Here is a 25,937-nt window from a genome sequence, read left to right as displayed (position 1 = left end):
ATCACCTAGCATAGTATTTTTACAAATAAAAAAGAGTAGGATACGAACGTCCTACTCTACCTATTATATCATTTACTGCTTTAACGAACTCATTATCCTCTATACTTTACACCTAATCCCTTAATGAAATTCCTTGCGTATCTATCGCCACACTCTTTGTAATTTTTATGGCCTTTCTTTCTTAATAGAGCGCCTAACTCTCCTTTTGTTACCGTAACGCCTACGCTATCTAATATATCAAGTACATCCTCACTCGTTAAAGATAGTGCGATTTTCATTTTCTTTAGAAGAAGGTTATTGGCACTCTCCTTGCTCTGTACAGGTGCAGGCTGCCCTGGTTTCGGATCTTGCTTTCCTCTTTTTAAAGTAATAAATCCATTTAAAAATGCCTCTAACATCATCATATCGCATGTTTTTACGTACTCATCTTCAGCTACCTCATCATTTTCAGCTTCATGCTGAGGAGCTCTCTTTATTTTTGTAAGCATATCAACTACGTCTTCTTTCGTTACTTCCATCCCGCCTAGTTTAAAGATTTCTACCATATCTATATCTTTTATATCTAAAGCGTATCGTACTCTTTTTAATATATCGTTGTTGCTCATTGCCATTGGGTTTCCTCCTGAAATGTTGATTATTTATTCAGCGGTTAAAGTTTATGCTATAACCTACTTTAAATTATCATGTTTAATCTAACCTTTTAGTTATTGTCCGCTAAATTAATACTTTAACATTTTAAAGATATGTTTTATAGTCTTACCCGAACTTTTCTCTATCATTGTATCTACAGCGCTCTTACATGTTTTTTATATGCCTATAAAAAGATTTCTCTCTTAACATTAACTAAAAGAAAAAAAACAGTGTTTTGATTTCTCAAATACACTGTTCTTTTCCAGCTCTACGCTTATTTTCAACTCACTCATGTCATGCACTACATATGAAATGATTTAACTGCTTAAAAGTTAAACCGTCTCACTATCCTGAGCCACACCAACACTATCCTCAAACTTATCCAACAAAGCACGCACCTCATCAGTCGATTTCGTACTCATCAATTGATTTCTCAATTCAGCAGCTCCAGGGAAGCCTTTTACATAAATTTTGAAGAAGCGGTGAAGCCCTGTGATTGAGCGTGGCAGTACTTCTGCATATTGATCTTGAAGATCAAGTTGTAGTCTTAAAAGATCTAGGTGCTCTTTACTGCTATGCTCTCTTGGCTCTTTTTCAAAAGCAAATGGATTTTTGAAGATGCCTCGTCCGATCATTACGCCATCAATGCCGTATTTTTCAGCAAGTTCCAGCCCCATTTTACGATCAAGGATGTCTCCATTGATTGTTATTAACGTATTTGGTGCGATACGGTCACGTAATTTTTTAATTTCCGGAATTAGTTCCCAATGCGCATCTACTTGGCTCATTTCTTCTCTTGTACGTAAGTGAATAGAAAGGTTTGCAATATCTTGTTTGAAAATGTGCGTTAACCAATCTTCCCACTCGCTTAACTCTTTAAAGCCAAGTCGTGTTTTTACGCTGACAGGTAGTCCGCCCGCTTTTGCTGCTTGGATAAGTTCTGCCGCAACGTCTGGACGTAGAATAAGGCCACTACCTTTTCCTCTTGATGCAACGTTCGGTACTGGGCAACCCATGTTAATATCGATGCCTTTAAATCCTAGTTCTGCCATACCAATACTCATTTGACGGAAGTATTCGGGATTGTCTCCCCAAATATGTGCCACCATCGGCTGTTCGTCTTCTGTAAAAATTAAACGGCCACGTACACTTTTCATACCTTCTGGATGACAATAGCTATCCGAGTTTGTAAACTCTGTGAAGAATACGTCCGGACGACCTGCTTCACTTACTACGTGACGGAAAACAACGTCTGTCACATCTTCCATTGGTGCAAGTACGAAAAATGGTCGTGGTAATTCACGCCAAAAATTATCTATCATTTCAAATTCAAATCCTCTCACTATGAATACAATTTCAAAATCTCAATTTATAATTTGTGAAAATCAGCAATATTTATTTTAACTAAAATCGCTTATGAATGGTATTTTTGTAAACCAAAAAGCAGGTGGTATAGATTTCCCCTATATCAACTGCTTTCCTATTATACCAACTTAAGCCAAGCCACACACTCCACATGCGTCGTATGCGGGAACATATCAACAGGCTGTACTTCCTGTGTTTTATATCCGCCTTCTTCTAGTACTTTTAAATCACGTGCTAATGTTGCTGGGTTACACGATACGTATACGACGCGGTTTGGCTTCATGTCGATGATTGTATTTAGTAATGCTTCGTCACAGCCTTTACGCGGTGGGTCTACGACCATTGTGTCGGCGATTACGCCTTCTTTGTACCATTTTGGAATGACTACTTCTGCTTCTCCTACGCCAAATTCAGCGTTTGTCATGTTGTTTAGTGCTGCGTTTCGGTTTGCGTCTTCGATTGCTTCTGGGACGATTTCAACGCCGTACACTTTTTTCGCTTTTTGCGCTAGGAATAACGAGATTGATCCGATTCCGCAATAGGCATCGATTACTGTTTCGTTACCATTTAATTTTGCGTATTCTAACGTTTTATCGTAAAGCACTTTCGTTTGCTCTGGGTTTACTTGATAGAATGAACGTGCTGAAATCGCAAATTTAATGTCACCGATAAAGTCATAAATGTATTCTGATCCGTACAGTACTGTCGTTTTGTCTCCGAAAATTACATTCGTACGCTTCGTATTTACGTTTTGAACAATTGATTTTACTTCTGGGAATTTCGCTGCAATTTCTTCAATAATTGCTTTTTTGTTCGGCAATTCTGCTGTACGCGTAATGAAGACAAGCATAATTTCTCCTGTTACTTGTCCGTAACGAGCCATTACGTGACGAAGTGTTCCTTTGTTACGCTCTTCGTTGTACGCAGTGATACCGTGCTTTTCACAAATACGTTTTACTTCTTGGATTAATGTATCGTTTTCTTCTGCCTGAATTAAGCATGATTCCATATTAATGATGTCATGCGTTCCTTGGCGATAAAAACCAGCTACAAGTCCGCCTTCACGTTCTCCGATTGGTACTTGTGCTTTATTACGGTATACCCACGGATTCTTCATGCCAAGTACAGGATGAACAGGAACATCAGCTAGTCCTCCGATACGCTGCATAACGTCACGTACTTGTTTTTCTTTCGCTTGTAATTGTCCTTCATAAGTTAAGTGCTGAAGCTGACAACCGCCGCACTGATTATATACTGGGCATTCAGCATCTTTACGATATGGACTTTCTGTATGAAGCTTCATTAAACGACCAAATGCGAAGTTTTTCTTCACTTTAATAATTTTAATTTGCGCTTCTTCACCTGGTAATCCGTTTTTAACGAAAATAGGATAGCCCTTTACTTTCGCAACACCGGCACCATCATGTGTTAAATCTTCAAATACTACATCTATAAACTCGTTTTTCTCAACTGGTGGCGTCATTTTAGTACTCATTTTCCGACCTCTCTTTTTCATAACACTGCGTTACATTTTATCATACTTATATGGTCTTTTTCTATTGGAAGAAAAAAAGCTATTGACGATACTTCTCTGTTAATGTTACGCTACTACTAATTTAATACGGACGATGTTACCTCATATATACTTGATAATATGGATCGAGAGTTTCTACCCGGCAACCTTAAATTGCTGGACTATGGGGAAAACTAATGAATATTAGCCTATGCGCAAAAAAGGACTCATATTGATTAGCTTTCTCTCATAGATGAAAGTGAATCCATATGGGTCTTTTTTATTTTTATTTTTCTAAAAGGTCAGACATCTTACGTATGACATAAAACCTCATTCCTTTATTTTTAGTAATATAACGAGCGTTTTATGTACAAACTTTATACGAACTTCTGAAAGGGGCAACTACATGCAATATGTAATGAGCATTATCGGTATTATTGCCGTGTTAGGTTTATGTTTTGCTTTGTCAAACAACAAAAGTAAAATCAACTTCCGTGCAATTGCAATTATGATTGGTTTCCAAATTTTAATCGGTTGGTTTATGTTTGCTACAAAGATTGGTCAACAAATCATTATTTTCATTAGTAAAGTTTTCAACAAACTAATTAAACTTGGTACGACAGGTGTCGATTTTCTCTTTAATGGAATTCACAGAGATTTTGTCTTTTTCTTAAACGTATTATTAATTATCGTATTTTTCTCAGCACTACTTTCAATCTTTAGTTATTTAGGTGTTTTACCATTCATCGTTCGCGTTGTCGGCGGTGCTATTTCAAAAATTACTGGTTTACCACGTGTTGAGTCATTCCACGCAGTAAACTCTGTATTCTTCGGTTCAAGTGAAGCGTTAATCGTTATTAAAAACGATTTACAGCATTTCAATAAAAACCGTATGTTTATCATTTGTTGTTCTGCGATGAGCTCCGTTTCTGCTTCTGTTACAGCATCATACGTAATGATGTTAGATGCAAAATACGTACTGGCAGCTCTTCCGCTAAACTTATTCTCAAGCTTAATCGTTTGTTCGTTATTAACACCAGTTGATACGAAGAAAGAAGATGAAGTGATTCAGAAATTTGATAGAACTCTATTCGGGGACAGCTTTATCGGCGCAATGATTAACGGTGCGCTTGATGGTTTAAAAGTAGCTGGTATCGTTGCCGCATTAATGATCGCCTTTATCGGTGTGATGGAAGTTGTAAACTACGTAATTAGTGCAGCTTCAGGCGCAATGGGACATGCTGTTACTTTACAACAAATCTTCGGTTACGTACTTTCTCCATTCGCATTCTTAATGGGTATTCCAACTCAAGATATTATCCCAGCTGGTGGTATTATGGGTACGAAGATTGTTTTAAATGAGTTTGTAGCAATCCTTGATTTAAAAGACACAGCTACAACATTAGCTCCACGTACAGTTGGAATCGTTACAGTATTCTTAATTAGCTTCGCAAGTATTAGCCAAATTGGTGCAATCGTTGGTACAATCCGTGCCCTTTCTGAAAAGCAAGGAAGCGTTGTTTCTAAATTTGGTTGGAAAATGCTATTTGCATCAACACTTGCTTCTATTTTATCTGCGACAATCGCTGGATTGTTTATTTAATAAAAAAACACCTTACTTTAACAAGTAAGGTGTTTTTTTTGATTCTTTATGAAACCGAGTGAAATTCAACTGCTTCTTCTGTATTGATAATCCTATCTTTATATATACCTTTTATTGAAATGTAAATGATAGATTTGTTTATATTTTTTAACTTTCCTAATGAAAAATGATAAAGTAATCCATCGCTTTTTAAAGTCCACATCTTCCCACTCCATGGACCAGTAGCTTTTTGTTCATCCGACGCCTTTATTTCACCTTCATATTCGCATTCTCCCAAAGGAGTTTTAATTGTATTCTTCTCTGTATCAATTCGAATATTTTTAATTAGCTTCAAATTTTCATCAGAGAGAATTTGAATTTCATGATCTTTCTTTTTAAAAAAGAGTTTTCCGTCTTTGGTATTTATATATTCTGCATTATCCATTTTATCTATCATAAAATCATATTCTTCTTTTGTAATACCTAAGTTTTGATGATAAGGAAACGTTTTTTTCGGTATAATTTCTTCTTCGGCATACTTCAAATACCAATCTAAATTATTTGTAATACTATTGCTCATTTTATTTCCGATTTTCTCTAATTTCTCTTTTATCTCATAAGGAAATTCTATTGTCATAATATCCGCCGTCACTTCCGCATTCATAAGATGCGATGGAATATACTCTTCCACGCTATTCGCTTTACTCACTTCACTTTGACAACCAACTATAAATAGCGATATGAAAAAGATATATATTATTTTTTTATATTTCATTTCTATTCTCCACTCCATACATTATTCTTACTTAGTTTTATAGCGGTTTTCATTATAGTATAAAATCTTTATATTTTAATAAAATACATATTAATATGCAAAATTGCATATTAATATGTATTCTTCTTACTTTAAAATTAGCTTAAATCACTTTCCAAATTATACAAATAACAAGTTAAAAATGTTATAATTTTCAAAAAAACCATTGGAGGATATTATGAAAGCCCACGCAATTTTCGATTTCTTACATTTACTAGTCTTAACGCTGAAAAGCTATTATGTATGGGGAATGCCTATCTATGTCTTCATTATTCCTCTTATCTTTGTAGTCGGTTATATTATTATTAATTCTAATAAGAAACAAAAAAATACATCTATTCAAAGTCACTAATCTATTACCTTAATAGCCTCCTAAAAATCATATTCCCCTCATTTTCTTCAAATGATATGATGAACAAGGGTAAATCCCCACCACTCTTATAGCGGTGGGGATTTTAATGTCAATATGCAACATACTACACAATAGAAGGTGATTTTTATGAGAAAATACGCAGCAATTGCTTTATGTACGTCTGCCATTCTAGCAGGCTGCAATACTAGCAATGTAAGCCAAGAACCTAAAAAAGAGAAAAAGGTTCAAGAAGTAGCTATACAAAAAGAGGCTCTACAAGAACAAGGTAAAATTTCTTATACTCCCATCACACACGAATCTACAAACACAAGTATTCATATTACAGACTTAAAAGATTCTTTAAATGAAGTACAATATAAAATTTGGCGCACAGCTGATGGAAAGGAACGTGCTAAATCTTTTTCTTCTAAAGAAAAGGAGAAACAATTTACAATTCCTTTTGACATAAAAGAATTTGAAGGAAAACGCGGTGAGTTCCAAATTGAAGCAACAGGAATGAAAGAAGATGGGAAAACAATCCCGCTTACGAAATCTACTATTACTTTCGAACAAAAGGTTCCTGTTCTTATGTATCACGCAATCGATGATTATCATGGTCAAGGTATTAAAGACTTATTCGTATCACCAGCTAACTTTGAAGCACAAATGAAACATTTAAAAGACAATGGTTATACGCTTTTAACGTTTGAACGCTGGGGTGATATAAATAAAGTAAATAAGCCGATTTTCGTTACATTTGATGATGGTATGAAAAATAATATGAATGCATTTCGCGTTTTACAAAAGCTAAAAGATGATACTTTTAAACCGGCAGCAACAGAATATATGATTGTTGATAACGTTGATGTAGAAGGAGCATTGTCTACTTCTGAAATAAAAGAAATGGTTGATTCCGGCATTTTCTCGGTGCAATCTCATACTGCAACACATGCAGACTTACCGAAAATTACAAACTATGAGGAAGAGTTAAAAGGTTCAAAAGAAAAACTAGAAAAAATAACAGGTAAGCCTGTTATCGCGATTGCTTATCCATTCGGTCATGTAGATGATAAGGTTGTTACAGAAACGAAGAAGTATTATCAATTTGCGACGACGACAAAGCCTGGGCAATTCATTACGAAGGGTGAACCTGATGAATTGTTAAAGATGAAGCGCGTTCGTATACACCATACAACGACTGTAGAGCAGTTTGCTTCTTCAATTAAGTAAATATAAGGGCTCAATACATTTTGAGCTCTCTTTTTACTTTATATTTATATATATTTTTAGAATTTTCTTGTATTATATATAGTAAGAAATCTTTCAAATTAAAGGAGATTATACATATGTCATTTGAACAAACGTTAGAGAAATATGCTGCTCTTGCAGTTAATGTTGGTGTTAATATTCAACCTGGACAAACTTTATCAATTAGTGCACCTCTTGAAGCTGTACAATTTGTACGCCTCGTTACAGAAAAAGCATATAAATCTGGTGCAAAACACGTATATGTAGATTGGAATGATGAGACGTTAACACGCTTAAAGTTCGATCTAGCTCCTGAAGAAGCTTTCGCTGAATTTCCATCTTGGAAAGCACATGCTCGTGAAGAATTAGCAAAAGAAGGCGCTGCATTTATGTCTATCTATGCAGAAAACCCTGATTTATTAAAAGGTGTAGAAGCATCGCGTATTGCAACAGCTCATAAAGTAGCTGGAGAAGCAATGAAAGTATACCGTGATTACGTACAAGCAGATAAAGTAAGTTGGTGTGTCATTTCTGTTCCTACGAAAGAATGGGCTGCGAAAGTATTCCCTGACGTAGCGCCAGAAGAACAAGAAGCAAAGTTATGGGATGCTATTTTCAAAGCTACTCGTGCTGATTTAGAAAATCCTGTAGAAGCATGGAAAGAACATGATGAAACATTACATACAAAAGTGGATTACTTAAACGAAAAGCATTATAAAGCTCTTCACTATACAGGTCCTGGAACAGATTTAACAATCGAACTTCCAGAAAAACATGTATGGGCTGGTGCTGGTAGCTTAAATGAAAAGAACGTACCATTTATGGCTAATATTCCAACTGAAGAAGTATTTACAATGCCACTTAAAACAGGTGTAAACGGCCAAGTTTCTAGTACAAAACCGTTAGTATTTGCAGGTAATATTATCGATAATTTCACGTTAACATTTGAAAACGGGCGTATCGTAGACTATAAAGCTGAAGCTGGTGAAGAAGCTTTAAAACATTTAGTAGAAACAGATGAAGGTTCTCACTTCTTAGGAGAAGTAGCTTTAGTACCTCATGACTCACCAATTTCAAATACAAATGTTTTATTCTACAATACACTATTTGACGAAAATGCATCTTGCCACCTTGCAATCGGAAATGCTTATGCATTTAACTTAGTTGGCGGAAAAACAATGTCTAAAGAAGAACTTGCTGAAAACGGCGCAAACGCTAGTATCACACACAACGACTTCATGATTGGATCAGCTGAGCTTGATATTGACGGTATTACTGCTGATGGCAGACATGAGCCTATCTTCCGTAAAGGTAACTGGGCGTTTTAAATTTATTACCATAAAGAAACACATTGGATAATCCAATGTGTTTCTTTATTTATTTGGTTTCAATTCAAATTTTATCGTTCTATTTTCATGCGTAAACTCCGGTCTATACGTAGCGATATACGTATTTTCTTTCGCTACGTCAAATAGCATGATATCTTGAATTTTTTCATCTGGTGCTAACTTTTTACTAATAAAGCTATCAGGGTTATTATATTCTTTAAATCTTGTACCTTTCTTATCGGTAATCTCAAATTCATAAAATGCAAAAGGTATTTCCTTTTTACTATTATTTTCTACTTTGAAAATAATCCCCAAAATCTCCTCTTTCTTTTTATTCTCATCATAATCCGGATATCCTAATTTAACTGAATCGATAGTTACTTGCAAACCATCTACGTCTACTGTCTCCCCTATTTTATACACTTTATCTTGAACATCTTCTTGTTTACTTTCATTACTATCTTTAGTCTCAGTGCAAGCACTTAAACTAAAAGCTATGCCAAAAATTAAAACAATTTGACTTACCTTTTTTAACATACTCTTTCCTCCACATAAGACAATATTTCATATGTATCATAACAAAACGCTTTACTCTTTCTTGTCATATTTTGTCGTATTAATTGCTAACTGCACAAATAGAAAAAAGCTATCTTCTACAAAAGATAGCTTTCATGATGCCGATGAAACCTTAAGCCCAATGACACCCAAAACAATAAAAAGAATACAAAATGCTTGAAATAAACTAATATGCTCTTTAAAAAAGTACACACTAATGATTGTAATAAGTAATGTTCCAACGCCAGACCAAATAGCATAAGCAATACTTAAATGAATCTTTTTCACAACGATGGCAAACACGCTGAAACAAATCCCATAAAACACGAAAATCAGTACACTTGGAACGAGCTTTGTTAAACCATTTGATAGTTTCATCGCAATTGTTCCAGCTACTTCAAAAATAATTGTAACAAGTAATAATAGCCAATATACCATACTAGAATCTCCTTCTCTGTTACCTTATAGAGATTCTAGTATACTACTTATAGTCCCAATGAAATATATTTAATTTCTAAATATTCCTCGATGCCGAAATGGCCTCCTTCACGACCGATACCACTTTCTTTAAATCCACCAAATGGTGCTTGTGCAACTGATGGAAGACCATCGTTTAGACCGATAATACCGTACTCTAACGCTTCACTAATTTGGAATGCTTGGCTAATGTCTTTCGTGAAAATATACGCAGCTAAACCGTATGGTGTATTGTTTGCACGTTCGATTACTTCATCAACTGTTTTAAATTTCGCAACTGGTGCCACTGGCCCAAATGTTTCTTCATTCATACAAAGCATCGTATCATTTGCCAACCCAATTACAGTCGGTTGAATGAAATGTCCCTCTAACTCTGCGACCTTTTGACCACCATATAAAACTGTTCCACCTTTTTGAATAGCATCTTCAATATGTTCTTGTACTTTTGAAACTGCATTCTCATCAATAAGTGGCCCGACAGTCGTTCCGTCACCGAAACCGTCTCCTACTTTCAATTGCCCTACTGCCTTTTGGAACTTCTCTACAAATACTTCGTATACTTCTTCTTGAACGAATACTCGGTTTGTACATATACACGTTTGTCCTGCATTACGGAATTTCGAACCAATCACCGCTTCTACTGCTTTATCTAAATCTGCATCATTCATTACGATAAACGGAGCGTGTCCCCCTAACTCAAGCGAAACTTTTTTCATCGTTTGCGCCGCACTAGCCATTAACTCTTTCCCGATTTCCGTTGACCCTGTAAAGGACACTTTTCGAACGCGACCATCTTCCATCCATGTATCAGCAATTGCTTTTGCACTACCTGTTACGATATTGATTACGCCCTTTGGAATATCTGCTTCATGGGCTAATTCAGCTAATTTCAATGCAGTTAATGGCGTTTGACTTGCCGGTTTCACAACGGCTGTACAGCCTGCTGCAAGCGCTGGGGCTACCTTTCTCGTAATCATAGCAGCTGGGAAGTTCCAAGGTGTAATAGCGGCCATAACGCCAACTGGTTGCTTCATAACTAAAATGCGCTTATTCGGATGAGCAGCAGGAATCATTTCACCATATACGCGTTTCCCCTCTTCTGCATACCATTCAACAAAACTGTTTGCATAATTTACTTCACCAAGCGCTTCTGCAAACGGCTTCCCTTGTTCCTTCGTCATAATCGCTGCGATCTCTTCTTTATTTTCATCAATAAGCATGAACCACTTTTTTAACTTCGTTGCACGATCTGCTGCCGTTAACTTAGACCACGTTTTAAAAGCTTCATGTGCAGCATCAACAGCTTGCTTTGCCTCTGTTACTCCGCCTTTTGGTACAGTTGCAAATATTTCCTTCGTCGCAGGATTATTTACTTCAATTTGTTCTTGTAGTGTAATCCACTCACCATTTATATACATCGCCTTTTTATCTATACTTACGAAAGTCGCCTTTTTATCCAATGTTTTCTTCCTCCTCTATGAACTTCTTAATTTTTCTAGTAGCAGCAGATTGACTAATTTGCAAAAACTCAGCCACTTTATAACTTGATCCATACGTTTTATACGCTTTAAGAATTATATTTCTCTCTACCTCTTCCAGCATTTTATAAAGGCTTTGCCCCGATTGTTCAACTGCAGCCTCTTGCATAGAGAGTGGCAAATCCTCTACCGTTACAACATCATCAACAGTAATAACAATTCTCTCAATTACATTCTCTATTTCTCTATTGTTCCCTTCCCACGGATATCCAACAAACATTTGTAACGTACTCGGCGCTAGTTTCACATCACGTCCGTACTTTTTATTAAAGTGCTGCAAGTAATGATAAATAAGCGGCAAAATATCTTCTGTTCTTTCCCTAAGCGGGGGAATTGCAATTGGAATGACATTCAAACGATAGTATAAATCTTTCCGAAATGTTCCTTGTTTCACCATCTCGCTTAAATCTCTATTTGTTGCCGCCACAATTCGAACATCTACTTTTTTTAATTCTCTTCCGCCTATAGGACGAAATGTTTTTTCTTGCAATACTTGCAAAAGCTTCGCTTGAATTTCAAGCGGCATTTCACCGATTTCATCTAAAAAAAGAGTTCCTTTATGCGCGGATTCTAATAGTCCCTTTTTCCCTTCACGATTCGCACCTGTAAAAGATCCACCTGAATATCCAAAAAGCTCCGATTCAATTAAATTAGTTGGTAATGCCGCACAATTAATTTCATAGAAACTTTCATGCTTACGGTGACTCACTTCATGTAAATGGCGTACTAATCGACTTTTTCCTACTCCAGTCTCGCCTAAAACGAGAACAGTACTATCCACTACAGATACTTTTTTGATTGTATCGACTATTTTTTGCATAGCTAGACTTTTAAAAATAAGTCCTTCATGCTCATATGTTTCTCTTAATTCTTTTTTATATGTTTTTAGCTGATTATCCATTTCCTCTACCTTTTGACGTAATTGATAGAGTTCAGTAAGGTCGCGAGAATAACTAATCACTCTTCTTAAATTTCCCTCATCATCAAAAACAGGCCTTGTACGAACGTGTAAATACTCTCCTGATTTTGTAGTTTGAACGAGTTCAATTGGCCTCTTTTTTTCAATCACTTCTAATGTCGCTGATGGATAAAAGATTCCATCCTTTTGTAGTTCTTTTACATGCTTACCAACTAACTCTTCTGCAGCTAGTTGGTAGTGCCCTTCACATGTACTATTTACACGTACAACGATCCCTTGCTCATCTGTAACAAAAATTTCGTCAAACGCATATTCAAATACATCTTTTAAATCCATTAACACTCGTTCCTTTTCTGCAACCATCCTAGCCACCCCTAACTTCAAATCCATCGATCCACTTCACTACCTTTATTATAAAGTGAATTTTCTGCATTTAATATAGAGTCAACCAGAATGTTTGCTATTTATACTTCAGTTTTTAAACGCGAGCGATGTTTGTTTGCTCATAACAAGCTTGCAATGATTCTTCAATTATTGTTAAACCTTCTTCAAGTTGCTCATCTGTAATAACTAAAGGCATTAACACACGGATAACATTTCCATATGTCCCTGCTGATAATAACAGTAACCCACGCTTATTTGCTTCTGCACATAGATTAGCCGTTAACGTTTTGTCAGGTGCTTTCGTCTTACGATCTTGAACGACCTCAAATGCACACATTGCGCCTAACCCACGCACATCACCGATGCAATGATATTTATTTTTCATCTCTTCGAATCGGTTCATTACGACTTTTCCTAATTCTATCGCTCTATCATTTAATTTCTCATTTTCTATTACATCGAGAACAGCTAATGCAGCCGCACATCCTAATGGACTTCCTGCATACGTTCCACCAAGTTCACCTGGTGCAGACTCATTCATAATTTCTTTACGTCCAATGACACCACTTATCGGTACACCAGCACCTAATGATTTAGACACTGTAATTAAATCTGGAACGACATCATAGTGATCAATTGCAAAATATTTTCCTGTACGACTAAAGCCTGTTTGTATTTCATCCGCTACAAATAAGATGCCGTTCTCTGAACAAATGCGGCGTACTTCTTGAACAAATTTCTTACTTGGGACGATAAATCCACCTTCCCCTTGAACAGGTTCCATTACAACAGCTGCAATTGTTTCTGGTGCTACTTCCGATATGAAGAAGTTCTTAAACTCTTCAATAATAAAATCATCATACTGCTCTTCCGTTAATCCCTCTGGGCGACGGTATTCGTATGGAAATGGCGCTTTATATACTTCTGGAGCAAAGGGACCAAACCCAAATTTATATGGCTTCACTTTACTTGTCATCGTCATTGTCATTAATGTACGCCCGTGGAAACCTTTAGAAAATGCGATAATACCAGGTCTCTTCGTATATTTACGAGCGATTTTCACCGCGTTCTCAACTGCTTCTGCACCACTATTTAAAAACAGGACTTGCTTATCGAAACTTCCTGGTGCCAATGCCGCAAGCTTTTCTGCTAATTCAATATATGGCTCATACATCATAACGTTAAATCCAGTATGAATGTATTGATCGACTTGTTTATGGAGCGCTTCTTTAACCGTTGGATGACAATGCCCTACGTTAATTGTCCCGATTGCTCCTGCAAAATCAATGTACTGATTGCCATCAACATCTGTTACAAGAGCACCATTTGCAGATTGTACAAACGTTGGGATGCCGTTACTTACTCCTTTTGGTACTATATTTTGACGGCGTTCCAATAAAGATGCCGCTTTCGGTCCTGGAATTTGTTCATTTACTTTAGCAAATTTTTTTGTATTCATTGCGTACCCCATCCTTTTCTTTACATTGTTTTCTCTTCTTATTGCAAAATATATGCCAACTTTCTTTTCTAGCATTTATCCTATATTCTTTGTATCCAGGCATAAAAAATAAGTCTATAAAGACTCATTAAGAGTCTTTATAGACTTATTTTCCTTACACATTAGACTTTTCTTTCTCCCAGAAAAACTCACCCGATTGAGAAATAAACTCTCCAACAGAATCTAACACTAAATCAGCAAGTGGTTCTAATGTTGGACGGTCTCCCGTACCAGATAGCACCCCAATTGCATAGCAATCGCCATTTTTAGCTAAATGTAAATCAGTTGGCGTATCTCCAACAACCGCAACCTCACATGATTCTAAATTAAATTTCTCACAAAACACTTCTATAATCTTTTTATCTGGTTTTTGCGCAAGGAATGTATCCGAGGCTATAATATAATCAAAAAAGTTCTCCAACTTATATTGTTTTAAAAATAATTCTGTTGGTGCGAAATCATCCGCCGTGACAACCCCTAATATAAATCCTTTATCTTTTAATGCCTGTAACACTTTCGGTAAATCCGCTGTCATTTTCATATGCGAACGATGCTCATACATAAGGGAAAATAACTTCTCACTTACCCACTGATGCATCTCTTCTTCTCTAGCAGACTCAATATAATTACAAAGCCCCTTCGCTACATCAAGGCTTGTTCCAGCAGCTATTGCACTCCTCGGATTAACAAATGCTCCCTCTACACCAATCTCTTCTAATAAGGTCTGCCCTATTGTACTTGGTAAATGATATAAACTTATACATTCAGCTACAAGTTCTTCAGCTACTTTTATCCAAATTGAATGAAAATCCATTAATGTCCCATCTTTATCAAATAGTATTGCTTTTACCTTCTCCATAGCATCCTACCTCTCGTTTCTTATCTCCTCCAGTGTATCAATAAAATATGGATGTAAAATAAAAGAATTGTAAAAATACCATAAAAATCAAACTAACTCCCAATTTACAATTCATTTTAACAAAGTAAAAAAGGATGCCTTTACAAGGCATCCTCTTGATGTTCAGGAACAAATAGTTCTAAACAATGATATATATTTTCGAATTCCATCGGTGCATCTCCACCATACTCACCATCTAAATTAATCATTAGTTTATCTGGTGAATGTACTTTAATGCGGTTCGCTTGTGTATATAACACTTTTGGATTATTAATATGTTCACCACGTTGTGCTTGTGTTGCTGCTTTAATTAAATCAGCGATAGAACCTTTTTTCAGTACTAATAGGTCAAATAACCCATCGTTAATAGATGCATACGGTGCTACCTTTTCAAATCCACCTACTGAACGAGTATTCGTAATTAAAAACATCGTAATTTCTTCTTGTAGTAACTTTCCATCATACTCAATTTCAACATATGTCGGATGCAATGATGGTAACATCTCGATACCTTTTAGGTAATAAGCAAGCTGCCCTAATACTGTCTTTAACTTACTCGGTACTTCGTATGTTAATTCTGTAATACGACCGCCACCAGCGATGTTAATAAAATATGTATCGTTCGCTCTACCAAGGTCTAATGGCACTGTTTTTCCTTCGCAAATAATATCTGCTGCCTCTTCAATAGAACGAGGTACACCAATTGCACGTGCAAAGTCATTTGTCGTTCCAACTGGAATAATTCCAAATTTCGGACGGAATTCATGCCCAACTAAACCGTTTACTACTTCATTTAACGTACCGTCGCCACCAGCCGCAATAACAACATCAAACTTACGATCCGCAGCTTGCCTCGCCGCCACAGTAGCGTCTCCAGGACCCGTTGTCGCATGACAAGATGTCTCATAGCCAGCTTGTTCTAATTTTTGTAATACTTCTGGTAAGCTCTTCTTAAATAGCTCACGCCCAGAAGTAGGATTATAAATAATTCTTGCTCGCTTCATCATTTATTAGCACAGGAAATTTCTTTATGTATCGAAAAAGAACATACTGAACTTCTATTCAGTATTCCCATGCCTACCTCCTCTCATCTTGCTATCCTTCTTTTATCCCGCTCAAACAGGCAGTAAGAACCCGATTCGTGTAGTCCATCAAAAGTAAATATTCATTTCAATGGTTTTTTATTTGACCCCAAAATTTATCCCGCTATTTGCGGGCAGTAAATGCCCGATTGGTGAGGGCTAATAATCAGTGTTGGATGAACCTCCCACTGATTAAAGTTTCACTTTATTTCTATCCATTCTTCCATAAAAATTTACATATAACGAATAATAACTATCTATTATTTCATGAGATGAAAAAAACCTCTATGTTTAGATTTATCATTATTCCCACCTTTTTGCAACTATCATACCATAGTTGCTATACAAACATTTTTCCACTTTTGACAGTTAATCAAACGTTTGTTTAAACGATTTTGTCTCATTTAAACAAACGTTTGATTAACCTAGAAAAACACCCATGTACGGGTGTTTTTCTGCTTAATCTTTAAAAGTTACTACTATTATCGCTTATTAATCTCTTCAAGTAAGATTTTGTTAACAAGCGGTGGATTTGCTTGTCCTTTTGTAGCTTTCATAATTTGACCAACTAAGAAGCCAATTGCACGGTCTTTACCGTTTTTAAAGTCTTCGATAGATTGCTCATTATTATCAAGAATTTCTGTTACAACTTTACGAAGTGTACCCTCGTCAGAAATTTGAACAAGACCTTTCGCTTTAACGATTTCTTCTGGGTCTCCACCTTTTTCAATTAATTCATTAAATACTTTCTTCGCGATTTTAGAAGAAATTGTACCTTTTTCAATTAATTGAACCATTTTAGATAAACCAGCAGGCGTTAATGCAACGTCTTTTAATTCTTTTTGTTGTTTGTTTAAGTATGCAAGTACTTCACCCATTAACCAGTTCGATGTTAATTTCGCATCAGCACCGTCTGCAACAGTTGCTTCAAAGAAATCAGACATCTCTTTCGTTAATGTTAACACGTGTGCATCATAAGCTGGTAAGCCTAGTTCTGCAACGTAGCGAGCTTTACGTGCATCTGGAAGTTCTGGAATAGAAGCTCGAACTGCTTCTTTCCACTCATCATCAATGTAAAGTTCAACTAAGTCTGGCTCCGGGAAGTAACGGTAATCGTCAGATCCTTCTTTCACACGCATTAAGATTGTTTTCTTCGTTGCTTCATCATAACGACGTGTTTCTTGTTGGATGATACCACCAGATAACAGTTCTTTTTCTTGGCGCACTTGCTCGTGCTCAAGACCTTTTTGTACGTAAGTGAATGAGTTTAAGTTTTTCAGTTCCACTTTTGTACCGAACTTCTCTTGTCCAACTGGACGAAGAGAAATGTTCGCATCACAACGTAAGGAACCTTCTTCCATCTTACAATCAGATACACCAGTGTATTGAATGATTGATTTTAACTTCTCTAAGTATGCATATGCTTCTTCTGGCGTACGCATATCTGGCTCAGATACGATCTCGATTAAAGGCATACCTTGACGGTTGTAGTCTACTAATGAACCATCAGCTGTATGCGTTGATTTACCAGCATCTTCTTCTAAATGAAGACGTGTAATACCGATACGTTTCTTTTTACCGTCTACTTCGATTTCAATCCAACCATTTTCACCAATTGGCTTATCAAATTGAGAGATTTGGTAAGCTTTCGGGTTATCTGGATAGAAATAGTTTTTACGGTCAAACTTCGTTTCCGTTGCGATTTCACAGTTTAATGCCATTGCAGCTTTCATCGCAAAGTTAACTGCTTCTTTATTTAAAGTAGGAAGTACCCCTGGGTATCCTAAGTCAATTACACTTGTTTGTGTATTTGGCTCCGCTCCGAATTCTGTTGGACTCGCAGAGAAAATTTTCGAATTTGTTTTTAACTCAACGTGAACCTCTAAACCAATAATTGTTTCTAAATTCATCTATGCTCGCCTCCTTACAGACTTGCTTTTTTTGTATGATAGTCTGTTGCTTGCTCAAACGCATGTGCAACGCGGTAAATTGTCGCTTCATCGAAGTGTTTACCAATGATTTGTAGACCAAGTGGCATGTTGTTAGCACCGAATCCACATGGAACTGAAATCGCTGGAACACCCGCTAAGTTTACTGGGATTGTTAAAATGTCATTTGCATACATTGTCATTGGATCGTCAACTTTTTCTCCCACTTTAAATGCCGGAGTTGGTGTTGTTGGTCCAATAATAACATCATAGTTAGCAAATACATTTTCAAAGTCGTTCTTAATTAATGTACGTACTTGTTGTGCTTTTTTGTAATATGCATCATAGTAACCAGAGCTAAGAGCAAATGTACCAAGCATAATACGACGTTTAACTTCATCACCGAAACCTTCACTACGTGTGTTTTTGTAAAGATCTAATAAGTTATTTACATTATCAGAACGAACACCGTAACGCACGCCATCAAAGCGTGAAAGGTTAGCAGATGCTTCAGAAGAAGATAGTAAGTAATACGTTGCTAGAGCGTATTTAGAGTGTGGAAGAGATACTTCCTCCCAAGTTGCGCCCATACCTTCTAATACTTTTAAAGCAGCTAGTACTGACTCACGAGCTTCTTCGCCAACACCTTCGCCTAAGTATTCTTTCGGTACAGCAATGCGTAAACCTTTAACATCGCCTGTTAAACCAGCTAAATAGTTTCCAACTTCAACGTTTGCAGAAGTTGCATCCATGCGGTCAATACCTGAAATAGCTTGTAATAAGTATGCATTGTCTTCTACTGTACGTGTAATCGGTCCGATTTGGTCAAGTGAAGATGCGAATGCTACTAATCCGTAACGAGATACGCGTCCGTAAGTTGGTTTTAAACCTACAACACCGCAATATGCAGCTGGCTGACGGATAGAACCACCCGTATCAGAACCTAGAGAGAATAGTACTTCTCCTGCTGCTACAGCTGCTGCAGAACCACCACTAGATCCGCCTGGAACGTAATCTAAGTTCCATGGGTTTTTCGTAGCGTAGAATCCTGAGTTTTCATTTGAAGAACCCATTGCGAACTCGTCCATGTTTAATTTACCGATTGTAATTGTGTCAGCAGCTTTTAGCTTTTGCACAACTGTCGCATCATAAATTGGATCGAAGTTTGCTAATATTTTGCTTGCACAAGTTGTACGAAGACCGTTAGTTACAATGTTATCTTTTACACCAATTGGCATACCGAATAATAAACCATTATCTTCAGCGCCGATTTTTGCATCTAATTCTTTCGCTTTTGCGCGTGCATTTTCTTCATCTAATGTAAGAAAGGCTTTTACGTTATCTTCAACATCCGCAATACGTTTGTAAGATTCTTCTACTAAATCCGTAACGGAAATTTCTTTGTTGTTTAACTTCTTATGTAACTCTGATACTGAATGATCAAATAATGACATCGAAATTCCCCTCCTCTATTCTAATACTGCTGGAACACGGATTTGATTATCTTTGTGATCCGGTGCATTTTTTAATACTTCTTCAACTGGTAAACCTTTTTCTGGTACATCTTCACGCATAACATTTTTCATAGTTAATACATGAGTTGTTGGTTTTACATCTGTTGTATCTAATTCATTTAACTGTTCTGCAAATGTAACAATTGCATCTAGTTGTTTTTGAAATTTTTCTGCTTCTTGATCAGTAATTGCAAGACGTGCTAAATGTGCTACGTGCTTTACATTCTCAACGGAAATTCTTGACACGGCTAGGCCACCTCCATAATATATCGTTCAATCTACAATACTATTGATGATACCAAATTTTCAGTACTTCAAGCAAGTCAACACAGAGTACTTACGCCATTTTTACATAAAAAAAGAAAGGCAAATGCCTTTCTTTACAATTTACTCTTTATCTAACGGTTTATTTTTTGGAAATCTCTCGTTATCTTCTTCATTATCACGAATTGTTTTTTGTAATACAAAACAAGACATCGTTAAAAATAATGTTCCAATTAAATAGTATCCTTTTACACTAAGCGTTTCATCTAACGTATAAATCCCAATTAGCATACCTGAAAGCGCACAAACAAATGAAGTCCATGCTAAAAATGTGAACGCTTGCGTATTACGTCTTCTCATCGTTCTCCCCCTCGTTAGCTGTATACCCATTATAGATAAGTATATTTACCATGATGGATTTTTATGTAAATTCTAGTTTTATATTTATAAATCTATCATAAAAGAATACTATTTTAAAGAAAGTTTTCTGTCTAATCTGAAAAAATAATTAAAATCATTGACAATTTTTTCTATTCTACATAAAATAAAAATAAATATTACGAACCTCGAAATATACGGGAGTGGAATTAATTGTTGCAATATGAACATTTTTTAGACTTACTGCTAGATAACGCCAAGAAACTTTTCTATCCTGAAGAATGGGTAAGCCTAGATTTAACACTTTCTAAAACAGAAGTATTTTGTTTACTTTGGATGGAACGAAATACAGATATTACAATGACGAAAATTGCTGACCTTCTTGATATACCGATGAGTACAACGACGGGCGTTGTAAATCGCCTTGTAAAAAAGGGATATATTGAGCGCTACCGTGATGAAAACGACCGACGTATTGTATTAATTCGGTTAACAGAAAACGGCGTAATGCTCGTTCAAGAAGTAAAACAAAATGCAGCCCACTACTTTAGCTTAGTGACAGAAGCATTGTCAGAAGAAGAAAAAGCATTCTTACTACAAATCTTCCAAAAGATTATGAATCACATTGCTACGTCACAGCAAAAAACAGAAGAAAAAGTTTCTACACCTAAAATGAAAAACATTCCGATTGAATAAAACCCTATCTGGGTTTTTATTCAATCATTTACTTCGACACTCGTAATATTCGATATTCGAAACAAAGGAGATATGAATGATGAGAATTATTTTGTATACAGGTAAAGGCGGCGTAGGAAAAACTAGCATTTCAGCAGCAACAGCAATTCAAAGCGCAAAACAAGGATTAAAAACTTTAGTCATGAGTACAGATCCCGCTCATAGTTTAGGAGATTCATTTGGTATAAAGCTATCTTCTGAGCCATTAGAAATTCGTGAAAATTTGTGGGCACAAGAAATTAATACGATTTATGAGATGGAAAAAGGATGGGGAAAATTACAGAAATATATTACACTACTCTTCACTTCCAAAGCAGCCGATGATATTACAACAGAAGAATTAACGATGTTTCCTGGTATGGAAGATTTAATTAGCTTACTTCGCGTACTCGATTATTATAAACAAAACACATATGATGTTATCATTATTGATTGTGCTCCAACAGGAGAAACATTAGCAATGCTAAGCTTTCCAGACATGCTCGGCTGGTGGATGGAAAAATTGTTTCCTATTAAAAGAAAAGTTTTAAAAGTCGTTCGTCCTGTAGCTCAACCACTCCTTGGTGTCCCTCTTCCAACCGATGATATTATGGACGAATTAACAAATACACTTGAACAGCTCGGAGAAATGAGAGATATTTTATCAAACCGAGAAGTAACAAGTATCCGCATCGTTGTAAATCCTGAAAAAATGGTCATTAAAGAAGCTCAGCGTAGCTTTACTTATTTAAATTTATACGATTATAACGTAGATGCCATTATGATTAATCGCGTCATCCCTAACACCGTCACCGATCCTTATTTTCAAGCATGGAAAGATACGCAAAAGAAATATAAAACATTAATTCAAAATAGTTTTGATCCACTTCCTATTTACGAAGCTCCAATGTTTGAACAAGAAGTTGTTGGTTTACCCATGTTAGAGCGTGTAGGAGATGCTTTATTTAAAACTGATCATTGTCCTACTGAAGTGAAATTTAACGGCCGCACACAATATGTAAGAAAAGATGGCGATGATTATATTTTCATTCTTTCTATTCCCTTCTCAAACAAAAGTGAACTTTCATTAAATCAAAAAGGTGATGAGCTAATTATTCGAGCTGGCTCTGTGAAACGAAATATTACATTGCCAAAAACGTTAACACACCTTTCTATTCAAGGGGCAAAATTTGAAGAAGATATACTAAACATTCGGTTTGGAGGTGTAGTGCATGCATGAGGAACTACTACGAAGGGTAATTCGTACAAAAGTAAAAGTCGGGATGCATATATTAGATGAGCTACCTAATCCAATCCAGCAATCAGCTAAGCAAATATTAAATATTTTGCAAGAGGAGCTAACTGCTTATCCGAAAGAACGAGATCATCATGAAGTTAATTTAAAAAATATCATAATTGAATAACTATCTCTGTATAGAGGGCCTTTTTTAGGCTTTCTATACTTTATTGGAGTGATGTAAGTTGATGAAAAAGCATTCCACTACTATACTCTGGATCATTCCCTTATCATTTTTCATTCATAACCTTGAAGAAGCTTTCCAAATGCCACAATATCTTGCTAATCAATTTTCAATCCGTCTTATAACTAGCCAACAATTTTTCATTGCCATTTCCGTATTAACAATCTTTGTATTACTTATCGTCTTTCTATATCAACTTAACTTCTTGTCTTCTATATGCTGGATTATTTTTATACAAGGGGCCATCTTCTTTAACTCTGTTCAACATATTATTTTGTTTTTCATTTATCGCTCCTATAACCCCGGCGTAATATCAGCATTTTTCATTACTCTCTTTTCTATTTTCTTTTTTTTATCCAAAAAACACTTAATTCATCAAAAGCAATTCGTAATTACACTCCTTTTCAGCTTATTTTCTTATCCCATTATAATTTGGATTACCTTACTGTTCGCTAGCTATTTTCATTCATAAAAAAAGACCAGGAAAACTCCTGGTCCATTACTCTACTTAACAAACATTGGATTCTACGTTATACAAAATTGGAAGGTACAGAATTAGGGTTTGTTAAGTTTATATGTTGAACGAACTAACAGCGGAGGGGTTCCTTCTGTTAGTCCATTAAACCCAATCATTATTTTACGATTTTTTCAAGCTCCTCAAGTGAAAGATCTACTGAAATTGAACCATCATTTGTTTCTTTCTTAATTGCATCTGTTACTTCTTTTGAATGGTATAATTCAATTACTTTTTTCAGTGTTGGATCATCTTTATCTTTCGTACGAGCTGCGAAAATATTAATATAAGGCTTCGCATTTTCATTCTTTGGATCTTCTAAGAAAATAGGATCCTTCGCTGGATCTAATCCAGCTTGACCAGCAACACCGTTATTAATAACTGATGCCGCTACATCTTTTAACACACGAGGTGTTTGCTGTGCGATAACCGGTGTAATTTTTAATTTCTTCGGATTTTCAGCAATACCACTTGGATCTCCAAATAGACCAAAATCCTTTTTCAGCTTTAATAATCCAGCTGCATCAAGAAGTTTTAATGCACGTGCTTGGTTCGTTGGATCGTTTGGAATTGCAATTTCTGAACCATCTGGGATTTCATTTGATTTCTTATATTTTTCAGAGTATAAACCCATTGGTGCAATTTGTGTTGTACCAACAGCTGTAATATCTAACTTATGTTCCTTTTTAAATTGCTCTAAGAAAGCAATATGCTGAAATGAGTTTAATTCAATATCTCCATCAGCTAAAGCTTTATTTGGAGTTGTATAATCAGAGAACTCCACCAGTTTAATCTTAATCCCTTCTTTTTCAGCTTTTTTCTTCAAAATTTCCCAAGCGTCTCCATCCGTTCCAGTTACACCGACGCGAACTACTTTTTCTTTCGCTCCTGCACCCGTGTCTCCACTTGAGCAGCCGCTTAATGCTGAGACTCCTACAATCGCTGATAATGCAAATGCTAAAATTTTCTTCATTCTCTTTTCCTCTCTTCCTTTTTATGATCTGCGTAACAAGACTTTCGCAAAGTAATTCCCTAAATTTTGAGCTATCTGTACGAGAATAATAAGTAACACGACCGTTACGAACATAACTGATGTATCAAAACGTTGATAACCATATGTCATTGCTAAATCACCAAGACCGCCACCACCGACAAGCCCAGCAACTGCAGAAAATTCAATTAAACCAACTGTCATAAATGTGACACCTAAGATTAATGGTACTAACGCTTCTGGTACAAGGATTTCAAAAACAATTCTAATTGGCGAGGCGCCCATTGCTTGCGCTGCTTCAATTACTCCTTTCGGAACGGAAACAAGGTTTGTTTCAACCATTCTAGCAATACCAATTGATGCGACTAACGTCATCGGGAAAATTGCTGCTGCTGTTCCAATCGTCGTTCCGATAACACTTCTCGTTAGTGGACTTAACGCTACTAAAAAGATAATGAATGGTACCGGACGAATTGTATTAATTATGATGTTAAGAATAGAAAAGACCCATTTATTTTCTAAAAAGTTTCCTTTTCTCGTTACATATAAAAGTAAACCTAGCGGTATACCAAGAATTGTAGCAAATATAAGGGTTACAATTACCATTAAGAGGGTATCCCCCGTCGCATCTAGTATGCGCGGCCAAAATATACTCCAATCAACTCGCATGAGCTTCTACCTCCTTCAGCTGCACTTGCAGTCTTAGATGTTGTAATGCTTTTTGAATTTCCCTCTGCTCCCCTTGCAACTCTACAAGAAGATTTCCAAATAGCACATTTTGAAGTTCAATAATATTTCCGTACAGTACATTTACATCGACGTTATAGTTTTTTGCGATATATGATAGTACCGGCTGTCCTGTCTCCTCACCAGTAAATGTTAGACGATAAATTTGACCACCATTTTGAATTTTCGCTAGAACACTTTCCGGTAAATGATCATTAATGACAGAACGTACAAAGTTTTGAGTCGTCTTTGTTTTTGGTTGCGTGAAAACATCAAACAGTTTTCCTTCTTCAATAACTTTTCCCTTCTCCATTACAGCTACACGGTGACAAATTTCTTTCACAACATGCATTTCATGTGTAATAAGAAGAATTGTTAAATTGTATTCTCTATTTACTTTCTTTAATAAGTTTAGAATTTCTGTCGTTGTTTCTGGATCTAAGGCTGATGTTGCCTCATCACATATAAGAATATCTGGCGATGTCGCAAGTGCTCTAGCAATGCCCACACGCTGCTTTTGTCCACCTGATAGCTGCTCTGGGTAATAGTTTGCTTTATCTTCTAACCCTACAAACTTCAGCAGTTCATTTACTCTTTCTTTTATCTCATTCTTTGGTACTTTCGCTAACTTTAATGGATAAGCAATATTTCCAAATACTGTTCTTGAATTAAATAAATTAAAACTTTGGAAAATCATTCCGATTCTTTGTCTCAGTTTACGTAATTCTTTCGTCGATAATGATGTAATATCTTTATCATCTATTGAAATCGTTCCTGCCGTCGGTCTCTCTAACATATTTACTAAGCGTAATAACGTACTCTTTCCAGCGCCACTAAAACCAATAATGCCAAAAATTTCGCCTTTCTCAACTGATAATGTTACATCCTCCACCGCATGAACAGATTGCCCAGCTGATTCATACACTTTACTTACATTGTTAAAAGAAATCATTTTTTCCCCTCCTATATGCTGTAAAAACTTGAAGCAGAGCTTTCGAGGTAAAATAAAAAGTGCTCTCCTTCTTATCAACCATAAAGATAAGAAGGAGAGCACTTATATGTACTCGTTCACATCTTCTCATCTTCCAAGCCTTTATATGGCTTGCTGGAGTTAGCACGGTATTAAAAAAACCCGTTGCTGAGGTATCGTAGGGCCAGTCCCTCCACCTCTCTGGATAAGAATGTATCGATTTAATTGTCGTTTAATTAATTCTCATTATAGAACTCAGAATAATAAGAGTCAA

Annotated in this window: 26 protein-coding genes and 2 riboswitches; of the genes, 8 read left to right on the top strand and 18 right to left on the bottom strand. The window is 36.1% G+C overall.

Annotation, left to right across the window (positions count from 1 at the left end; translation table 11 throughout):
• Nucleotides 1-92: 92 nt before the first annotated feature.
• The 3 genes from C3Y97_RS01960 to rlmD form a co-directional block, all read right to left on the bottom strand.
• Nucleotides 93-611 (bottom strand): YehS family protein, encoded by a 519-nt coding sequence (locus C3Y97_RS01960; protein WP_001251702.1) that lies wholly within the window; start codon nucleotides 609-611, stop codon nucleotides 93-95.
• A 351-nt stretch (nucleotides 612-962) separates the two neighbouring features.
• Nucleotides 963-1,952 carry a tRNA dihydrouridine synthase gene (locus C3Y97_RS01955; protein WP_000566708.1) on the bottom strand — a complete coding sequence of 330 codons (990 nt, stop codon included), beginning with the start codon at nucleotides 1,950-1,952 and terminating at the stop codon, nucleotides 963-965.
• Nucleotides 1,953-2,113: 161 nt separating this feature from the next.
• Nucleotides 2,114-3,490: a 23S rRNA (uracil(1939)-C(5))-methyltransferase RlmD gene (gene rlmD, locus C3Y97_RS01950; RefSeq protein WP_000105019.1), complete on the bottom strand. Its 1,377-nt coding sequence runs from the start codon at nucleotides 3,488-3,490 to the stop codon at nucleotides 2,114-2,116.
• Nucleotides 3,491-3,611: 121 nt separating this feature from the next.
• Nucleotides 3,612-3,713: riboswitch (purine riboswitch) on the top strand.
• A gap of 201 nt (nucleotides 3,714-3,914) precedes the next feature.
• Between rlmD and C3Y97_RS01945 the strand changes: the two genes are divergently transcribed.
• Nucleotides 3,915-5,111, top strand: a complete 1,197-nt coding sequence (locus C3Y97_RS01945; RefSeq protein ID WP_001200484.1) for a NupC/NupG family nucleoside CNT transporter — start codon at nucleotides 3,915-3,917, stop codon at nucleotides 5,109-5,111.
• A 46-nt stretch (nucleotides 5,112-5,157) separates the two neighbouring features.
• Here the strand turns inward: C3Y97_RS01945 and C3Y97_RS01940 are convergent, their stop codons facing one another.
• Entirely contained in the window at nucleotides 5,158-5,865 is a 708-nt protein-coding gene (locus tag C3Y97_RS01940) for a hypothetical protein (RefSeq protein WP_000875591.1), read from the bottom strand.
• Nucleotides 5,866-6,082: 217 nt separating this feature from the next.
• On the opposite strand from C3Y97_RS01940, the gene C3Y97_RS27675 reads away from it, so the two are divergent.
• The 3 genes from C3Y97_RS27675 to C3Y97_RS01930 all read left to right on the top strand — a co-directional run bounded on the left by C3Y97_RS27675 (nucleotide 6,083) and on the right by C3Y97_RS01930 (nucleotide 8,832).
• The gene (locus C3Y97_RS27675; RefSeq protein WP_000643592.1) at nucleotides 6,083-6,256 is read left to right on the top strand and encodes a hypothetical protein; all 174 of its coding nucleotides are present in this window, start codon (nucleotides 6,083-6,085) and stop codon (nucleotides 6,254-6,256) included.
• Nucleotides 6,257-6,403: 147 nt separating this feature from the next.
• Nucleotides 6,404-7,486 (top strand): polysaccharide deacetylase family protein, encoded by a 1,083-nt coding sequence (locus C3Y97_RS01935; RefSeq protein ID WP_001233731.1) that lies wholly within the window; start codon nucleotides 6,404-6,406, stop codon nucleotides 7,484-7,486.
• Nucleotides 7,487-7,602: 116 nt separating this feature from the next.
• A complete protein-coding gene (locus C3Y97_RS01930) occupies nucleotides 7,603-8,832 on the top strand; it encodes an aminopeptidase (protein ID WP_000007349.1) in 1,230 nt (409 codons plus the stop codon).
• A 45-nt stretch (nucleotides 8,833-8,877) separates the two neighbouring features.
• Here the strand turns inward: C3Y97_RS01930 and C3Y97_RS01925 are convergent, their stop codons facing one another.
• The 11 genes from C3Y97_RS01925 to C3Y97_RS01875 form a co-directional block, all read right to left on the bottom strand.
• Nucleotides 8,878-9,369, bottom strand: coding sequence for a DUF4352 domain-containing protein (locus C3Y97_RS01925; RefSeq protein WP_000915109.1), 492 nt, complete (start codon nucleotides 9,367-9,369; stop codon nucleotides 8,878-8,880).
• Between the two features lie 132 nt (nucleotides 9,370-9,501).
• The gene (locus tag C3Y97_RS01920) at nucleotides 9,502-9,825 is read right to left on the bottom strand and encodes a DMT family transporter (protein WP_000263262.1); all 324 of its coding nucleotides are present in this window, start codon (nucleotides 9,823-9,825) and stop codon (nucleotides 9,502-9,504) included.
• A 47-nt stretch (nucleotides 9,826-9,872) separates the two neighbouring features.
• Entirely contained in the window at nucleotides 9,873-11,324 is a 1,452-nt protein-coding gene (gene gabD / locus C3Y97_RS01915; RefSeq protein ID WP_000358124.1) for an NADP-dependent succinate-semialdehyde dehydrogenase, read from the bottom strand.
• Nucleotides 11,317-12,684, bottom strand: a complete 1,368-nt coding sequence (locus C3Y97_RS01910) for a sigma-54 interaction domain-containing protein (RefSeq protein ID WP_136362979.1) — start codon at nucleotides 12,682-12,684, stop codon at nucleotides 11,317-11,319. The genes gabD and C3Y97_RS01910 overlap by 8 nt, the downstream gene beginning before the upstream one ends.
• Before the next feature lie 115 nt (nucleotides 12,685-12,799).
• Nucleotides 12,800-14,164: a 4-aminobutyrate--2-oxoglutarate transaminase gene (gene gabT, locus C3Y97_RS01905; RefSeq protein ID WP_001093019.1), complete on the bottom strand. Its 1,365-nt coding sequence runs from the start codon at nucleotides 14,162-14,164 to the stop codon at nucleotides 12,800-12,802.
• Between the two features lie 154 nt (nucleotides 14,165-14,318).
• A complete protein-coding gene (locus C3Y97_RS01900) occupies nucleotides 14,319-15,062 on the bottom strand; it encodes an HAD family hydrolase (protein ID WP_047792104.1) in 744 nt (247 codons plus the stop codon).
• A gap of 140 nt (nucleotides 15,063-15,202) precedes the next feature.
• The gene (locus C3Y97_RS01895) at nucleotides 15,203-16,108 is read right to left on the bottom strand and encodes a diacylglycerol kinase (protein ID WP_000977679.1); all 906 of its coding nucleotides are present in this window, start codon (nucleotides 16,106-16,108) and stop codon (nucleotides 15,203-15,205) included.
• A 557-nt stretch (nucleotides 16,109-16,665) separates the two neighbouring features.
• Nucleotides 16,666-18,093, bottom strand: a complete 1,428-nt coding sequence (gatB, locus tag C3Y97_RS01890; RefSeq protein WP_136362977.1) for an Asp-tRNA(Asn)/Glu-tRNA(Gln) amidotransferase subunit GatB — start codon at nucleotides 18,091-18,093, stop codon at nucleotides 16,666-16,668.
• Nucleotides 18,094-18,107: 14 nt separating this feature from the next.
• Nucleotides 18,108-19,565: an Asp-tRNA(Asn)/Glu-tRNA(Gln) amidotransferase subunit GatA gene (gatA, locus tag C3Y97_RS01885; RefSeq protein ID WP_000051433.1), complete on the bottom strand. Its 1,458-nt coding sequence runs from the start codon at nucleotides 19,563-19,565 to the stop codon at nucleotides 18,108-18,110.
• A 15-nt stretch (nucleotides 19,566-19,580) separates the two neighbouring features.
• Nucleotides 19,581-19,871, bottom strand: coding sequence for an Asp-tRNA(Asn)/Glu-tRNA(Gln) amidotransferase subunit GatC (gatC, locus tag C3Y97_RS01880; protein ID WP_000086999.1), 291 nt, complete (start codon nucleotides 19,869-19,871; stop codon nucleotides 19,581-19,583).
• 141 nt (nucleotides 19,872-20,012) lie between these two features.
• On the bottom strand, nucleotides 20,013-20,249 hold the full coding sequence (locus C3Y97_RS01875) for a YiaA/YiaB family inner membrane protein (protein ID WP_001254393.1): 237 nt from the start codon (nucleotides 20,247-20,249) through the stop codon (nucleotides 20,013-20,015).
• 231 nt (nucleotides 20,250-20,480) lie between these two features.
• On the opposite strand from C3Y97_RS01875, the gene C3Y97_RS01870 reads away from it, so the two are divergent.
• The 4 genes from C3Y97_RS01870 to C3Y97_RS01855 all read left to right on the top strand — a co-directional run bounded on the left by C3Y97_RS01870 (nucleotide 20,481) and on the right by C3Y97_RS01855 (nucleotide 22,934).
• A complete protein-coding gene (locus C3Y97_RS01870) occupies nucleotides 20,481-20,963 on the top strand; it encodes a MarR family winged helix-turn-helix transcriptional regulator (protein ID WP_000942482.1) in 483 nt (160 codons plus the stop codon).
• Nucleotides 20,964-21,039: 76 nt separating this feature from the next.
• Complete coding sequence (locus C3Y97_RS01865; RefSeq protein ID WP_002182396.1) at nucleotides 21,040-22,221, top strand: ArsA family ATPase; 1,182 nt, start codon at nucleotides 21,040-21,042, stop codon at nucleotides 22,219-22,221.
• Nucleotides 22,214-22,405: a DUF3926 domain-containing protein gene (locus C3Y97_RS01860; RefSeq protein ID WP_000544103.1), complete on the top strand. Its 192-nt coding sequence runs from the start codon at nucleotides 22,214-22,216 to the stop codon at nucleotides 22,403-22,405. The genes C3Y97_RS01865 and C3Y97_RS01860 overlap by 8 nt, the downstream gene beginning before the upstream one ends.
• 61 nt (nucleotides 22,406-22,466) lie before the next feature.
• Complete coding sequence (locus C3Y97_RS01855; RefSeq protein WP_002204877.1) at nucleotides 22,467-22,934, top strand: HXXEE domain-containing protein; 468 nt, start codon at nucleotides 22,467-22,469, stop codon at nucleotides 22,932-22,934.
• Nucleotides 22,935-23,094: 160 nt separating this feature from the next.
• Here the strand turns inward: C3Y97_RS01855 and C3Y97_RS01850 are convergent, their stop codons facing one another.
• Genes C3Y97_RS01850 through C3Y97_RS01840 form a run of 3 tightly spaced genes read right to left on the bottom strand, consistent with a single transcriptional unit; the run spans nucleotide 23,095 to nucleotide 25,645 of the window.
• On the bottom strand, nucleotides 23,095-23,949 hold the full coding sequence (locus C3Y97_RS01850; protein ID WP_000721599.1) for a MetQ/NlpA family ABC transporter substrate-binding protein: 855 nt from the start codon (nucleotides 23,947-23,949) through the stop codon (nucleotides 23,095-23,097).
• A gap of 21 nt (nucleotides 23,950-23,970) precedes the next feature.
• Nucleotides 23,971-24,636, bottom strand: a complete 666-nt coding sequence (locus C3Y97_RS01845; protein WP_001261870.1) for a methionine ABC transporter permease — start codon at nucleotides 24,634-24,636, stop codon at nucleotides 23,971-23,973.
• On the bottom strand, nucleotides 24,626-25,645 hold the full coding sequence (locus tag C3Y97_RS01840; protein ID WP_000622969.1) for a methionine ABC transporter ATP-binding protein: 1,020 nt from the start codon (nucleotides 25,643-25,645) through the stop codon (nucleotides 24,626-24,628). Before C3Y97_RS01840 ends, C3Y97_RS01845 begins: the two co-directional genes overlap by 11 nt.
• A 123-nt stretch (nucleotides 25,646-25,768) precedes the next feature.
• Nucleotides 25,769-25,875, bottom strand: a riboswitch (SAM riboswitch).
• Nucleotides 25,876-25,937 lie beyond the last annotated feature (62 nt).

The sequence above is a fragment of the Bacillus sp. DU-106 genome, assembly GCF_004799705.1.
Taxonomy (GTDB): Bacteria; Bacillota; Bacilli; order Bacillales; family Bacillaceae_G; genus Bacillus_A; species Bacillus_A cereus.
Note: the sequence above shows the minus strand (reverse complement) of the source record. Positions and strands in the feature narration are given on the sequence as shown.